This is a genomic window from Rheinheimera sp. EpRS3 (genome assembly GCF_001513785.1).
Classification (GTDB): Bacteria; Pseudomonadota; Gammaproteobacteria; order Enterobacterales; family Alteromonadaceae; genus Alishewanella.
Genome location: NZ_LNQS01000010.1, coordinates 434,989 through 448,753, shown reverse-complemented (window position 1 = coordinate 448,753; position 13,765 = coordinate 434,989). Strand labels below are relative to the sequence as shown.

13 protein-coding genes are annotated in these 13,765 nt (G+C 50.0%); 9 read left to right on the top strand and 4 right to left on the bottom strand.

The window, feature by feature from the left end; all coding sequences use genetic code 11:
• Positions 1–94 precede the first annotated feature (94 nt).
• Positions 95–1,459: a sigma-54-dependent transcriptional regulator gene (locus AR688_RS17380; protein ID WP_068236995.1), complete on the top strand. Its 1,365-nt coding sequence runs from the start codon at positions 95–97 to the stop codon at positions 1,457–1,459.
• 1 nt (position 1,460) lies between these two features.
• A complete protein-coding gene (locus tag AR688_RS17375) occupies positions 1,461–2,768 on the top strand; it encodes a sensor histidine kinase (RefSeq protein WP_197412272.1) in 1,308 nt (435 codons plus the stop codon).
• 11 nt (positions 2,769–2,779) lie between these two features.
• On the opposite strand, the gene AR688_RS17370 is transcribed toward AR688_RS17375, so the two are convergent.
• The gene (locus AR688_RS17370) at positions 2,780–4,477 is read right to left on the bottom strand and encodes a hypothetical protein (RefSeq protein WP_068236987.1); all 1,698 of its coding nucleotides are present in this window, start codon (positions 4,475–4,477) and stop codon (positions 2,780–2,782) included.
• A 175-nt stretch (positions 4,478–4,652) separates the two neighbouring features.
• Here AR688_RS17370 and AR688_RS17365 point away from each other — a divergent pair, with 175 nt between their 5' ends.
• Together AR688_RS17365 and AR688_RS17360 are read left to right on the top strand one after the other, a co-directional pair.
• Positions 4,653–6,632: a DNA topoisomerase III gene (locus tag AR688_RS17365; RefSeq protein ID WP_068236984.1), complete on the top strand. Its 1,980-nt coding sequence runs from the start codon at positions 4,653–4,655 to the stop codon at positions 6,630–6,632.
• Between the two features lie 75 nt (positions 6,633–6,707).
• Entirely contained in the window at positions 6,708–7,487 is a 780-nt protein-coding gene (locus AR688_RS17360) for a peptidylprolyl isomerase (RefSeq protein ID WP_068236983.1), read from the top strand.
• Between the two features lie 48 nt (positions 7,488–7,535).
• Here AR688_RS17360 and AR688_RS17355 read toward each other — a convergent pair whose 3' ends face one another.
• Both AR688_RS17355 and AR688_RS17350 read right to left on the bottom strand, forming a co-directional pair.
• Positions 7,536–7,958 carry a DUF3010 family protein gene (locus AR688_RS17355; RefSeq protein ID WP_068236982.1) on the bottom strand — a complete coding sequence of 141 codons (423 nt, stop codon included), beginning with the start codon at positions 7,956–7,958 and terminating at the stop codon, positions 7,536–7,538.
• A gap of 14 nt (positions 7,959–7,972) precedes the next feature.
• The gene (locus AR688_RS17350) at positions 7,973–8,335 is read right to left on the bottom strand and encodes a hypothetical protein (RefSeq protein ID WP_068236981.1); all 363 of its coding nucleotides are present in this window, start codon (positions 8,333–8,335) and stop codon (positions 7,973–7,975) included.
• Positions 8,336–8,601: 266 nt separating this feature from the next.
• Here AR688_RS17350 and ccoG point away from each other — a divergent pair, with 266 nt between their 5' ends.
• Genes ccoG through AR688_RS17335 form a run of 3 tightly spaced genes read left to right on the top strand, consistent with a single transcriptional unit; the run spans position 8,602 to position 11,719 of the window.
• The gene (gene ccoG / locus AR688_RS17345) at positions 8,602–10,029 is read left to right on the top strand and encodes a cytochrome c oxidase accessory protein CcoG (protein ID WP_068236973.1); all 1,428 of its coding nucleotides are present in this window, start codon (positions 8,602–8,604) and stop codon (positions 10,027–10,029) included.
• Positions 10,030–10,037: 8 nt separating this feature from the next.
• Complete coding sequence (locus AR688_RS17340; RefSeq protein ID WP_068236970.1) at positions 10,038–11,033, top strand: serine/threonine protein kinase; 996 nt, start codon at positions 10,038–10,040, stop codon at positions 11,031–11,033.
• A 50-nt stretch (positions 11,034–11,083) separates the two neighbouring features.
• The gene (locus AR688_RS17335) at positions 11,084–11,719 is read left to right on the top strand and encodes a thiol:disulfide interchange protein DsbA/DsbL (RefSeq protein ID WP_068236967.1); all 636 of its coding nucleotides are present in this window, start codon (positions 11,084–11,086) and stop codon (positions 11,717–11,719) included.
• A 47-nt stretch (positions 11,720–11,766) separates the two neighbouring features.
• On the opposite strand, the gene AR688_RS17330 is transcribed toward AR688_RS17335, so the two are convergent.
• Positions 11,767–12,630, bottom strand: a complete 864-nt coding sequence (locus AR688_RS17330) for a DUF817 domain-containing protein (protein ID WP_068236964.1) — start codon at positions 12,628–12,630, stop codon at positions 11,767–11,769.
• 101 nt (positions 12,631–12,731) lie between these two features.
• On the opposite strand from AR688_RS17330, the gene AR688_RS17325 reads away from it, so the two are divergent.
• Together AR688_RS17325 and AR688_RS17320 are read left to right on the top strand one after the other, a co-directional pair.
• The gene (locus AR688_RS17325) at positions 12,732–13,271 is read left to right on the top strand and encodes a DUF6942 family protein (protein ID WP_068236961.1); all 540 of its coding nucleotides are present in this window, start codon (positions 12,732–12,734) and stop codon (positions 13,269–13,271) included.
• A complete protein-coding gene (locus AR688_RS17320) occupies positions 13,264–13,731 on the top strand; it encodes a hypothetical protein (RefSeq protein ID WP_068236958.1) in 468 nt (155 codons plus the stop codon). Before AR688_RS17325 ends, AR688_RS17320 begins: the two co-directional genes overlap by 8 nt.
• Positions 13,732–13,765 lie beyond the last annotated feature (34 nt).

The window sequence follows — 13,765 nt, the reverse complement described above, 5'->3', positions numbered from 1 at the left end:
GCTATTAAAATCGCTAACTTGTTGGATTTAAAAGCCTGTTGCGCGGCGCTGGTATTTTCGGGTAGGGTGCAAAGATAAACCCAAGGATGTAGTAATGAAGCAGCCATTTAATGTGCTGGTACTGGATGATAACCACGACATTCTTACCGCCAGCCGGATTTTTTTAAAACAACACTTTGCCCAGGTGGTTACGCTGCATGAGCCGGCGCAACTGCAAAGTATGCTTGGCAGCCAGCCGTTTGATCTGTTGTTGCTGGATATGAATTTCAGCCGCGATACGCAAAGTGGCGAAGAAGGTTTGTTTTATTTAAAACAGGTATTAAAAGCCCGGCCCGGCTTAAAAGTAGTGATGATGACCGCCTACGCCGCCCTGCCGCTGGCGGTGCGTGCCATGCAGCTGGGTGCGGCTAATTTTATTGCCAAGCCCTGGCAAAATGAACAGTTGCTGGAGGCGCTGCAGCAGGCATTATTGCAGCAACACCAACTTGGCCACAATGGCGCAGCAAACAGCAAGACCGCCGCCGGTGCAGGGGCGATTCCGCTGCTGGGCGACAGCCCCGCTATGCAGCAGGTGTTACGCACCATTGAAAAAGTAGCAAAAACCGATGCCAACGTATTACTGCTGGGGGAAAGCGGTACCGGTAAAGCCCTGGTGGCGCAGGCTATTCATCAGGCATCGCAGCGTGCTGCTGCACCATTGGTAAGCGTTGATATGGGCAGTTTAAGCAGCAGCTTGCTGGAAAGTGAGTTATTCGGCCATAAAAAGGGCGCCTTTACCGATGCCAAAAGCGACTACGCCGGACGTTTTGTGCAGGCCAGCGGCGGTACCCTGTTGCTGGACGAACTGGGCAACCTGCCGTTGGCACAGCAGGCCAAGCTGTTAACTGCGTTGCAAAGCCGCACTGTGGTGCCGGTAGGTGGCAGCCAGAGTGTGGCGGTGGATATCCGCCTGGTGTGTGCCACCAATGAAGACTTATATCAGGCGGTTGCGGAAGGCGCCTTTCGCCAGGATCTGTTGTACCGCATTAATACCGTAGAAATTGTGCTGCCGCCGCTGCGGGCGCGCAAAAGCGATATTGCACAGTTGCTGGACTGGTATCTGCAGCATTACAGCCAGAAATACCAACGCGATGCTTTACAGATCAGTAGCAGTGATAAACATAAGCTGCAGCAGTACGACTGGCCGGGCAATGTGCGCCAGTTGGCACACGCGGTAGAGCGTGCCGTGGTATTGGCCGACGGCAGTACACTGGATTTCAGCCAGTTGCCAGCAGCAACGGTAGCGGCTTCCGACAGTGCAGTGAACGCTGCCGATAACGACTTTTTTCTTGATTTTGTTGAAGAAAAAACGATCCGCCAGGCGCTGCAGTATTATCAGGGCAATGTTAGCCAGGCCGCCAAAGCACTGGGTTTAACCCGTGGTGCCTTGTACCGGCGGCTGGAAAAATATGGGCTTTAATATGCGTTTAGTGTTATTGCTGGGCGGTTACACCCTGTTGCTGATGTTAGCCTGCTTGCAGTGGCTGGCCGGGCCTTCGGCGCTGGCTGTTATGCTGAGCCTGACAGCGCTGTTGTGCGCGGTGCTTATCTGGCGGCACAACCGCAGGCAGCAGCATCAGACCGCGCTGGTATTAAAAGCGCTGGCCAATCAGGATACATCACTGACACTGCGGGGCCAAAGCGCTTTACAAGCTTTGCTGGCACAGGTACAGCAACAACTCAGCAGTAGCCGCCAGCAGGCAGAAGCCCGGGCGCAGTATCTGCAAACGCTGCTGAGCCAACTGGATATTGCTGTGCTGGAGTTTGCCGATAACGGCCAGTTGTTGCAGGCTAACCCGGCAACGCAGCGCTTGTTGTCTGCGTCGCAGTGGCAACAGCTGCAACAGGGCCGGTTTGACGATACTAACTTACAGCAACTGGCGGCTATACTCAGCCAAACCAGTACGCATTATCAGGGCCAGTTACAGTGGCAACAGCCGGGCTATACTGACCGGCTGGCGCTGAGCATAGTGTGCACCCGTATTCAGGGCCAGTTGCGTAAACTGGTAACCTTACAAAGCATTCATCAGGCCTTGTTGCAGCAGGAAGTGCAGGCCTATCAGCAGATGACAAGGGTACTGACACACGAAATAGCCAACTCGGTCACGCCGATGGCGTCGCTGGCGCAAAGCTGCCGGCAAATTCTGCCAGCGGCAGATACGGTGTTAAACCACAGCGACCATGCTGATCTTGATGAAGCCCTTAGCACTATTAACCGCCGTGGTCAGCACCTGGCGGGTTTTATTCAGTCGTTTAAACAGTTAAGCCAACCGGTACAACCCCGGTTAGAGCATACCGATCTGGTGGCAATTATTCATAATTGCTTGGCGTTACAGCGCGGTGCATTGGCACAGCAAGGTATACAGCTGCATACCAACTTACCGGCACAGGCCATGCTGTGGCTGGATGAAGCATTAATGGAGCAGGTATTAATTAACCTGCTACAAAATGCCATAGATGCCATGACAGGAGTAACACAAAAACAGTTAACCCTAAGCCTGCAACCAGACACTCAGCAGCGCTGGCAACTGGATATTGCCGACAGTGGGCCGGGGATTAGTGCGGCGGTGTCGCAGCAGATATTTATTCCGTTTTTTACCACTAAACAAACGGGTTCCGGTATTGGTTTAAGTTTATCGCGGGCGTTATTGCAGGTGCAGGATGCGCAGTTAAACTACGTGCCGGGTGAGGCGCCCGGCAGCTGTTTCCGTATTAGCTTTGCGCAGTAAGTGCGGCGTTATTAAGCGTCTGATGCTTTATTCACACCCAGTTTTTTCTCCAGCTTTTCTATTTTTTCCTGCGCTTGCTCGCGGTAACGGGTTAAGCGCTCAATAGTGGCGGCGGCGTTATCTTTAACAAAGCTAACTTGTTGTTCAAGCTGATTTTTTTGTTTCTGCAGTTTTTCCTGTTCTATTTGCATATCGTGCACCATATCGCGCTGCTGCTGCAGTTCTTCACGCAGTTGCTTAATGGTTTCGCGCTGTTCGGCCTGATGGCCGGCGGTAATAGCGCTTTGCTCTTTTAGCATGGCATTGTTGGCTTTAAGCTGTGCCACCGTGGCATGAATATCGGTGTCATCGGCTTCATCACTCACTTGAGCCTGTTGCATGGCATCCAACTGTTGCTGCACTTTTTGCGCAGCGTCACGTTGCTCGGCTACTTCACGCTGCGCGGTTTCACGTTCTTTTTGCAGGGCTGACAACTGTTTTTCATAGGCGCTGAGTTGTTGCTGCAGTTTTTCCTGTTCGGCTATCTGCTGTGCAGACATTTCAGCTGCGGCAGGCTGTACACTGAGTGCTGCGTTGAGTTGCGCTTGTGCCTGCTCCAGTTTCGCCAGGGCGTCATTACGCTCTGCAATTAATGTTTCAGAATGCTGCTGCAGTTTAGTCAGTTGCGCCTGAGCAGCGTCGCGCTCGGCCAGCAGGGCTGCTTGTTGCTCAGCCACTACGCTATCGTTGGTTGTTGTGCCTTGCTCGGTTGCTGTTTGTTGCAACTGGTTTAACTGTGCCTGTAAGCGTTTGGTCAGGGCGACAGCCTGGGTTTCCGTTTTGGTGGCCTGGTGCAGTTTGTTTTCAAACTCTTCCAGCATCGCTTGCAGTTCGGTTACGTCGTGATCGCGGGTTTGCAAATCTTGCAGCGCCTTTTTATTGGCTTGCTGCGCCGCTTCCAGCGCGGTTTTTATTTTGGCCTCTGATTGCTGTACCGCTTCTAACTGCTGCTCGGTTTGTTCGGCTGCTTTGGCCTTGCTTTGCAGTGGCTCAAGTTCTTGTTCGGCGGCAGCCAGTTCGGCCTGTAACTGTTGCAGTTTTTGCTGGTTACGCTGTTGTTCGTGTTGTAGTTGTTCTTCCAGTTCATCCTGCGCTTGTTGCAGGCCAATGACTTTTAACTGAATAGTTTCGGCTTCCTGTTGCGCCATTGCCAGCGTGGCTTGTAACGTTTCAGACTGTTGCCGGGCGTCAGTCAGCTCTTGCTGCTGCTTTTGGGTTAGCTTAAGGGCCTGGTCGCGCTCTTCGGTCAGGGCAGCATATTTTTCTGCCTGAGTGCTAAGTTGCTGTTGCTGCTGTTGTTGGCTGGTTTCAAGCTCGGCTTTACGGTGCTGCAGTTGTTGTAGTTCTTGCTGTAGTTCGCGGTTGTGTTCTGCCGCCAGCACTTCGGCCTGCATCGCCTGTTGTAATTGTTGGTTAAGCTGATCGGTATGTTGTTTGGCGCGCAGCTCTGCTTCGTGTTGAAATGCGGCAACAAACTCAGGGCTAAACAGGCTTTCAGCAGATGTTTGCACCGGCGCCCGGTTGGCTTGTTCATTCCGCCATTTTTGATAGTGCACCACCAGGCTGGCCTGCGCACCGGGCACTTGGGAAATTAAATAATCCAGGGAAACCGGCTTACCTGTTTTCTGTAACTCATCACAGATTTTCTTAACGTCACTATATTGCGTCATAGTTTACTTATCCGACTGCCTGGGGTGGAAGTACAAAGAAATATCGTAGGTCAACGCTACAAAGATCAGTATTCTATGCACTTTTCCGTTAAAACCAAATTTTTATTACATTTTATTTGCATCACGGCGTTTAACTGGCTAAATTACTGTATATAAAAACAGTTAGGTGTTGGCTATGATCCTTTATATCGCAGAAAAACCCAGTTTAGGCCGGGCGATAGCCGCAGTATTGCCCAAACCACAACACAAAGATAACGGTTTTATCCGGCTGGCTAATGGCGATGTTGTCAGCTGGTGTGTGGGCCATTTGCTGGAGCAGGCCGAACCGGAAGATTATCACCCGGAGTATAAGCGCTGGCAAATCGCACAATTGCCGATAATCCCCGATAAATGGCAGTTAAAAGTAAGAAAGTCTGCCGCAAGCCAGTTAAGTATATTAACAAAACTGATTAAACAGGCTGATCAGCTGGTGCATGCCGGCGATCCTGACCGCGAAGGCCAGTTGCTGGTAGACGAAGTGCTGGCTTACTGCGGCGTTAGCGGTAACAAACTGGCGGCAACGCAGCGCCTGCTGATCAGCGATTTAAACCCACCGGCAGTAAAGCGGGCGCTGGCACAGCTACAATCAAATAAAGATTTTGTACCCTTGTCTACCTCAGCACTGGCACGCAGCCGCGCCGACTGGCTGTATGGTTTAAATATGACACGGGCTTACACCTTGCAGGGGCAAAAAGCCGGTTATCAGGGCGTGTTATCTGTTGGCCGGGTGCAAACGCCATTACTGGGGCTGGTAGTACGGCGGGATCAGGATATTGCCAGTTTTGTCACAAAGCCGTTTTATCAGGTGCTGGCAGAGGTTGAAACCAGCGACAAACAACGTTTTAGCGCAATGTGGCAACCCAGCGAGGCCTGCGCTCCCTGGCAGGATGAAGATGGCCGGGTGCTGTTAAAAGCGTTAGCTGAAAAAGTACAGCAAAAAATTACCGGCCAGCCGGCACTGGTAACTAAAGTTGAACAAAAAGAGCGTAAACAGCCAGCACCGCTGCCTTATAACTTGTCGGCGTTGCAAATTGACGCTGCCAAACGCTACGGCATGACAGCACAGCAAGTACTGGATAATTGCCAGCAGTTGTATGAACGACACAAGCTTATTACTTATCCGCGCTCGGATAGCCGGCACTTGCCACGCGGGCAGCTAAGCCGGGCTGCTGCGGTAACCGCCGCAATCGCGGCTAATGACAGCCAGCTTAGTGCTGCTGTACAGCAGGCCGATATGGCACTGGTAAGCAAAGCCTGGAACGATAGCAAAGTTGAGGCGCACCACGCTATTATTCCGACAGAAAAACGCCAGGCGTTTACCGGCTTAACCCAGGCAGAAAAACAGCTGTATTACCTGATTGCCCGCCAGTATCTGGCGCAGTTTTACCCGGCCTATTGCTACAGCGAAACGCTGGTTGAACTGACTATTGCCGGCGGTTTATTTCGTGCAAAAGCTAACACCGAGTTATCTGCCGGCTGGAAGCAGTTATACCGCTCTGGCAGTAACCAGGACGCAGCCCAAAAAAGCCAGCCAGACAATGAGTTGATCCTGCATAGCCTGCCGCAACTGCATAAAGGCCAGCAATTAGATTGTTACGACGCGCAGTTGCTGGAAAAACACACCCAGCCGCCACAACCTTTTACCGATGCCACTTTACTGGCGGCTATGACAGGTATCAGCCGTTATGTCAGTGATCCGGCTATTAAAGCGGTATTGCGCGAGACCGATGGCCTGGGTACTGAAGCCACCCGAGCCGGTATTATTGAACTGTTATTTAAGCGCGGCTTTTTGCAGCGCCAGGGTAAGCAAATTCGCGCTACCGATACCGGCACCGCGTTAATTCAGGCCCTGCCGCCACAGGCTAGTTTGCCCGATATGACCGCCCGCTGGGAGGCTGAGCTAAGCCGCATTTGCCAGCGTGAAACCAGCTATCAGGCTTTTATGCAGCCGCTGCAAACCGAGCTTGGCCAGCTTATTAGCCAAGTGGCAACGGTGACGCCGTCCGGTTTACCGCAAGGCAAAACCAAACGCTGGGGCCGGAAAAAAGCCACCAAACCGGCCAGCGCTAAAGCCACCGGTTACCGCCGTGCCAAACAATCTGTAACTAAAGCGTAATTAATTGTTATCCCGCTGGATTTTGCCACTTTAACTGCCTTAAGCTGCAACGCAATTAAAACGGAGAATTCAGTAATGAAACGCAAGCTAATTAAAACCGCAGGTGCTGCTTTAGCGCTGCTTTGCAGTACGGCCAGTTACGCCACTATTGTTGAAGTAACCACTAATGTGGGCAAATTTGAAATTAATTTATTTGACCAAACTACGCCGGTAACTGTGCAGAACTTTCTTAGCTACGTTAATGCCGGGCGCTATAACGGCACGGTGTTTCATCGTTCAGCACCTGGTTTCGTTATTCAGGGAGGCGGCTTTACCTTCGATCAGCAATTGCCGTTAAAGGCCGTTGCCACTTTTTCACCCATTGTGAATGAACCGAAATGGTCAAATGTGCGGGCTACAGTAGCTATGGCCAAGCAGCCTGGTAACCCTAACAGTGCTACCAACCAATGGTTTGTTAATTTAGCCAATAACAGTGGTGGTTCGCCTCAGTTAGATACCCAAAATAGCGGTTTTACCGTGTTTGGCCAAATCACGTCACAGGATATGGAAGTAGTAGATGCCATTGCCGGCCTGCAGCGCTTTTCGTTTCCGGGTATTACCGATTTGCCACTGCGTAACTACAGCAGCAGCGACAGAGACGATAATAAACCACTGGTGGCGTCTAATTTAGTCACTATTGAAAGCATCGTAGTGGTGGATGCCCGCGCAAATACTGCTGCAGGCCTTAACCCGGTTGCTAATACCGCTGCTGGCGGTGGTGGTGGTGATAACGATGATGGCGGTAGCTCGGGCAGTTTTGGTTGGTTAAGTTTACTGGCGGGTATGCTGCTGGTAGCCAGAAGACGGCTGCGCTAGTTGGCAGGTGGCGGGTACTATAGTGGTACCCGCTTATATAAGCGCTTTTTATTTAGCTAAAAAAGCGTAAGCGGTAAGAAAAGCGGTTTCCTGAAATACCTTTAAGCCTGTAGCTTTAAAATCAACCGGTATCGGGTGGCGTTTTAGCTTCTCTTTCAGTTCGCTGGCACTGATTAAATGACAGTTACAACCGGCAATCAGTTGCAATGCTGCTTCAATTTTAAAACCTACCGCGCCACCGGCGAACTTGCCTTTTTGAGGCCGCTCTTTAATAACTAGTTGGGTTATCTGGTAATCCTCAATAAACTTAGCGAAAGTAAATTGAAAATGGCGCATTTGCTCCTGATCCTGGTCTTTACTCAGTGCAAAGCGGTTTTGCCGGCAATCCGGTAAGTCGAACAGGCCATTTTTCAGGGTCATAAGGCAAATAATGGCTTCGCTGCCTTTAATTTCGATACCACAGGTGCGCATTGGCAATCCTCTGCTTAGGGTTTGGTCAGGTTGTGCAACTGATTTTCAATCACTGCACAGCTTTGCTTTAACGGATCACCATATAAAAACGGGTTAAAATCACCATTTTTGCAGTAATTCCGCTGAAATTGCAGCAGGTTATCAATGCTGCTGCTGGCTTTATCCAGCTGTGTACGCTGGCCTTCGCCCCATTGCTCAGATAATGCCAGCAATTGCTTGCGTGTAGTGCGCAGTGCGGCTTCTTTACTGTCGCCGGCTATAGCGGCCTTGTCCATTATCAAAGCAAATAACTGCTCTTTATAAGGGCGGATCAGGTTATGGTCAGAAAAAGTAATCACCAGCAGAATAACAACAACCAGCCAAAACAACTTCTTCATCAGCTTCTACTCCGGTAAGCAATGACGGCATTGTAACGGATAGCGCTGCGCTGCGCACGGGGCGGCAGTTAATATCTGCAAGCTGCATATTAAGTTTACACTTTAAGTGTCAGGTGTAAACTTGGTTTACGTTTTTCTGCGCTAGATCGGGCCAGGCACAGCAAAAATGCTACAGGCATAGATATTGCTTTGTTTCATGTCAAAAATTCAGTCTGGCAAACTGTTATACTTGGCAGCTGGCGCAATATGCAGTAACGGGGTTTTCCTTGGATCAGCAAAAAATAGACATCAAAAATATTCCGGTACACGTTGAAGTACATAAACCGGATAGCAGCCATAGTGGGCATTACAACCCGCGAGACCGTATTTATGTGCGGGCAGTAAAAGGCCTGCATCAGGCTATACGGCGCTATATGGGATTTGTGTTTATGGGGCTGTTTATGCTGTTGCCCTGGCTGCAGTATGACGGCCATCAGGCCATATTGCTGGATATTACTGAACAGAAATTCAATATTTTTGCCCTGACTCTGTGGCCGCAGGATTTCACCATTCTGGCGTGGATTTTTATTATTGCCGCCTATGCATTATTTTTTGTTACTGCTTTTTATGGCCGGGTGTGGTGCGGCTATTTATGCCCGCAATCGGTATGGACCTTTATTTTTATCTGGTTTGAAGAAAAAATCCAGGGCACCCGTAATCAACGGATTAAGCTGGATAACGATGCCTGGTCTGCCAGCAAGTTTTTCAAAAAAGCAGCTACGCACTTTTGCTGGCTGGCATTTGCCTTACTGACAGCACTGATCTTTGTTGGTTACTTTACCCCTGTCGGGCCGCTATTTATTCAGTTTTTTACCTTTGAAGCCAGCTTTTGGGCGGTAGTTTCCGTGCTGTTTTTTACGCTGTGTACATACGGTAATGCCGGCTGGATGCGTGAAATTATGTGTACCCACATTTGCCCTTATGCCCGGTTTCAATCGGCGATGTTTGATAAAGACACTTTTACCGTTACTTATGATGAAAAGCGCGGCGAAAACCGTGGCCCTCGCAGCCGTAAAGATAAAGACTACAAAGAAAAAGGCCTGGGTGACTGTATCGACTGTAATCTGTGCGTACAGGTTTGCCCAACCGGCATAGATATACGCAACGGCCTGCAGTACGAGTGTATTAACTGCGGTGCCTGTATTGATGCCTGCGATGACACCATGAGCAAAATGGGCTACCCGCCCGGGCTTATCAGCTACACAACCGAGCACAGCCTGAATGGCAAACCCACCAAGGTACTGCGGCCTAAACTATTGGGCTATATGCTGGTGCTGGTGGCCGTTTGTGTGGCCTTTGCCTGGACACTATACAGCCGGGTACCGCTGGAAATGAACATTATCCGCGACCGTGGCGAGTTGTACCGCGAAACAAACGAAGGCCTGATCGAAAATACTTATACGCTGAGTATTTCAAATAAGTCGCAGCATGCAGTGGAGTTTGACCTTAGTGTTGCCGGTAGCGAAAACTTTAACTGGATTGGCCCGCAACGGGTAAGTATCAGTGCCGGTGAAACCCGCAGCGTGCCGGTAAGCCTGGCGTTGGATCCATACAGCACAGAGCAGCGCAGCCTGGATATCCGTTTTACAGTGCAGCAAGCTGATAACCCGGATGTTAAACTGGCTCAGTCCACTACCTTTTTTGTTGGCCGCTAAGGAGCCTTATGACGGCCTTTGATTTTTCTACCCTACAGCCAGATCTGATTATTGATGCCTTGCAGCAGTTGGGGCTGGATGTCAGCTCTGGTTTGTCGGCACTAAACAGCTATGAAAACCGAGTGTATCAATTCAGCGCTTACCGCGGCGAGGCATTAAAGCCGGAAAAATTTGTCGTAAAATTTTACCGGCCACAACGCTGGAGTGCAGAGCAACTGCAGGAAGAGCATGATTTTGCCTTTGAGCTGGCCGCAGCTGAGATTCCGGTGGTTGCACCGGTAAAAGTAAACGGCCAGTCGTTGTTACAGTATGGTGGCTACTACTTTGCGCTGTTTCCAAGCCGCGGTGGCCGCACGCTGGAAATTGATAACGACGAACAACTGGCCATGCTGGGGCGTTTTCTTGGCCGTTTGCATCAGGTGGGCAAAGTAAAATCTTTTAGCCAGCGCCCGGCATTTAGTGTTGAAAGCCACCTGCTGCAAAGCCGGGAGGTGTTAAGCACATTGCCGTTTATACCGTCTTACCTGCGCCCGGCATTTGACACTGCACTGGATCAGGTTATTGCACTCTGTGTTAAGCAATACAAGCCCGGTACCTTGATACGGCTGCATGGCGATTGCCATGCCGGTAATTTGTTTTATGTCGACCAGGGCCCGTTTTTTGTTGATCTGGACGACTGCCGCAGAGGCCCGGCAATTCAGGATATCTGGATGATGTTGTCGGGTGACCGCCTGCAGCAGCGCGATACGCTGGAGCTGATGCTGGAAGAATATGAGCAGTACTGCGAATTTGACCCCGCAGAGCTGAAGTTAATTGAACCGCTGCGCGCCATGCGCATGGTGCATTATATGGCCTGGCTGGCGAGGCGCTGGCAAGACCCGGCGTTCCCGATGAACTTTCCGTGGTTTGCCACAGACAAATACTGGGAACAACAATGCCTGGCATTAAAAGAACAACTTTATCTGTTGCAACAAGCACCTCTTTCGCTAGTGCCAGACTACTGAGTTTTTGTTAAGCTGTGCTTCAACCGGTCTAATTAAGGACATAATCTAAAATGAAAAAGCTGTTATCTGTAATCGCGTTAACACTGTTACTGCCTTTTGCTGCTCAGGCCAAGTTTGAACAGGGCAAGCACTATGAGGTTATCTCTGAGCAAAAAACCGCCAAGCCGGAAGTAAAAGAGTATTTTTCGTTTTACTGCGGTGGCTGTAATGCGTTTGAACCGGTAGCGCAAAGCATTGCTAAAAAGCTGCCAGAGGGTACCGAATTTAAAAAAGTGCACGTTGATTTTATCCGTGCTGCTTCACCCGAGCTGCAAAATGCGCTGGTCCGTGCTTATCTGGTAGCAAAAAGCCAGGGTAAAGGCGATCAGGTAGCCAGTGCTATTTTTAATCAAATTCACCGCAACCGCGCCCCCTTTTCCAATGAAAACGAGATCCGCAGCCTGGTGTTAATTCATGATGTTGACGCCGATACTTACGATAAGGCGATGAAAAGCTTTTCAGTACGTGGCGCGGCTAATCAGATGAAAAAAGATCAGGATGAGTTATCTGCAAAGCGTATTTTAACCGGTGTACCTATGCTGGTAGTAAACGGTAAATACAAAATTAATAATGCCGCGCTGGACTCACGTAATTATGAAAAAGAAATGCAGGAACTGATTAATTTCCTGCTGCAAAAAGACGCGTAATTATTGTTATCACAAAGGGGGCTGCCAGTGGCGGCCCTTTTTTTCGCCTAACGTGGTACATCAATGCGTTGTTTTACGTATTTTAATTGCGCCACTATGGTAAAGGTCATAATCACCAGCAATGACCAGGAACTCCACTTGCCTAAATGCACCACCGACCAGGCACCTAACTGGTTAGGGTAGCTCCACAGCCCCATAAAGGTGCTGATATTTTCCGCCAGCCAGATAAAAAAGCCCACCAGTACAAAGCCCAGTAACAGTGGCATACTGCGCTCACGGTCCAGCGGCGTAAAGTACACCACGGTGCGGGCGTACAGCCCCAGTGTAGCGGCGGCAATATACCAGCGGTAATCACCAATATAGTGGTGGCTAAAAAAGTTGGCGTATATCAGCAGTGCCACCAGCACCGCCATCCAGTACGGCGGATGGTGCGCCACCCTTTGCTGCATTAAACGCCAGCTTTGAATAATATAACTACCTACGGCGGCATACATAAAACCGGCAAACAGCGGCACGCCAAATACCTTAGTGTAAGCAAAATCGGGGTAACTCCAGGATTGAATAGCGCCCGAAGTTTTAAACACCTCCAGCGCAAAGCCTACCAGGTGAAACAAACAAATGGCTTTTAGCTCATCGACCGTTTCCAGTTTGCTCCACACCATCCAGTACTGAATTAACAGCGCCAGAATAAACAACACATCATAGCGTGGTATGCCCAGGAACCCGGTGCGTGGCACCAGCAACACCGAGGCAAAAAACAAGGCAACAAATAAACAGGCCCGCGCCTGCTTTAAACCAAAAAACCAGAATTCCCAGCAAAAGCGGCGAAAGCCGTTGGTATCGGCGGGCGGGGTAACCTGCATTAACCAATGGTCCAGCCGGTTAACAGCAGCAACAGAAAAAGATGACATAGGCAGTCCCTGGCAAAGTAATAACTAAAATTAACCTGCTATAACACTGCAGGCAAGAGCTTATGCTAAAGTAGCTGCCTGAATAAAAGCTGAGCAAGGCTATGAAAACCCTACCGATATCAGCCGCAGGCTTTGGTGATACCATCGCTTGCATCCGCGTATATATTGCTAGCCGGCCACCGATGGCAGAGTATGCTGACTTAGTGACAATGCAGCCGCTGCACAGTGGCGAAATAGAGCTGATCAATCGTGCCTGCGGCAATGGCTGGCGCAAGGTGTTTAATGTGTATGCCAAGCTGTTATTTGCGCTGGACACCAAACAATTTGCCCTTACGCAGCATGCCGGCAGCTGGCAGCAATATCGTGAGCAATATTTATTGCAGGCCGGTAGCAATACGGCGTTAGTCTTTAGTGCGCCTGATCTTCAGCCAGCAAACGGAGTTGTACATATTATTGCTGGCCGTACTCACGCCAAAGCACTGCTGGAGGCCGGCTTACCGGCACAGCTTAACTGGCTGAATAACGAATTTGCCGTTGATAAACATAACCGGGTGTTAGTATGCCCTTACTTTGACTATCGCCAGCTTAATAACGAAAAACTGGCTTTTCTGGCCCGGCTGATTAAGGCATTGGATGATTAACACGCATTTATTGACACAATTACAACAACTTTGCGCTGTACTGCAGCCTTTTCAGTTTGGCGTGGGCGGCAGTTGTCTGTTGTGGCAATTGGGGCTGGAAAGTGAACCAAATGATATTGATATTGTTTGCACACAAAGTGACTTTGCACTGATACGTCAGGCGCTGCAGCCACAGTTTTCATTGCAGGTAACACCGGCGCATCCGGATTATGCAACTGCGCATTTTGCCCGTTTTTGCCGTGACGGCTGGCCCGATATTGAACTGATGGCCGGTATAGCGGTAAAACAGGCTGATGTAATTACTAACTGGCAATTTAATCCGCAGCGTTGCCACTGGCAAGACGGTATCTGCTGGATGCCGCCGGCAGATTGGCTGCAACTGTATCAGCTGTTTAACCGGCCACAGCGGGTAGCGCAGCTTAAAGCTTACTTGCTGCAGTTAACAGCACAAAGTATATAAGCTGATACGCTTTACCTCTGCCATACGCTTAGCT

What these genes read in the sequence shown, in the direction of transcription:
- AR688_RS17360 (WP_068236983.1), top strand. Translation starts at nt 6,708, where the DNA reads ATGAAACGCAAGCTAATTAAAACCGCAGGTGCTGCTTTAGCGCTGCTT.
- AR688_RS17325 (WP_068236961.1), top strand. Translation starts at nt 12,732, where the DNA reads ATGAAAACCCTACCGATATCAGCCGCAGGCTTTGGTGATACCATCGCT.
- AR688_RS17380 (WP_068236995.1), top strand. Translation starts at nt 95, where the DNA reads ATGAAGCAGCCATTTAATGTGCTGGTACTGGATGATAACCACGACATT.
- AR688_RS17335 (WP_068236967.1), top strand. Translation starts at nt 11,084, where the DNA reads ATGAAAAAGCTGTTATCTGTAATCGCGTTAACACTGTTACTGCCTTTT.
- AR688_RS17370 (WP_068236987.1), bottom strand. Translation starts at nt 4,477, where the DNA reads ATGACGCAATATAGTGACGTTAAGAAAATCTGTGATGAGTTACAGAAA.
- AR688_RS17340 (WP_068236970.1), top strand. Translation starts at nt 10,038, where the DNA reads ATGACGGCCTTTGATTTTTCTACCCTACAGCCAGATCTGATTATTGAT.
- AR688_RS17350 (WP_068236981.1), bottom strand. Translation starts at nt 8,335, where the DNA reads ATGAAGAAGTTGTTTTGGCTGGTTGTTGTTATTCTGCTGGTGATTACT.
- AR688_RS17320 (WP_068236958.1), top strand. Translation starts at nt 13,264, where the DNA reads ATGATTAACACGCATTTATTGACACAATTACAACAACTTTGCGCTGTA.
- AR688_RS17355 (WP_068236982.1), bottom strand. Translation starts at nt 7,958, where the DNA reads ATGCGCACCTGTGGTATCGAAATTAAAGGCAGCGAAGCCATTATTTGC.
- AR688_RS17375 (WP_197412272.1), top strand. Translation starts at nt 1,461, where the DNA reads ATGCGTTTAGTGTTATTGCTGGGCGGTTACACCCTGTTGCTGATGTTA.
- AR688_RS17365 (WP_068236984.1), top strand. Translation starts at nt 4,653, where the DNA reads ATGATCCTTTATATCGCAGAAAAACCCAGTTTAGGCCGGGCGATAGCC.
- AR688_RS17330 (WP_068236964.1), bottom strand. Translation starts at nt 12,630, where the DNA reads ATGTCATCTTTTTCTGTTGCTGCTGTTAACCGGCTGGACCATTGGTTA.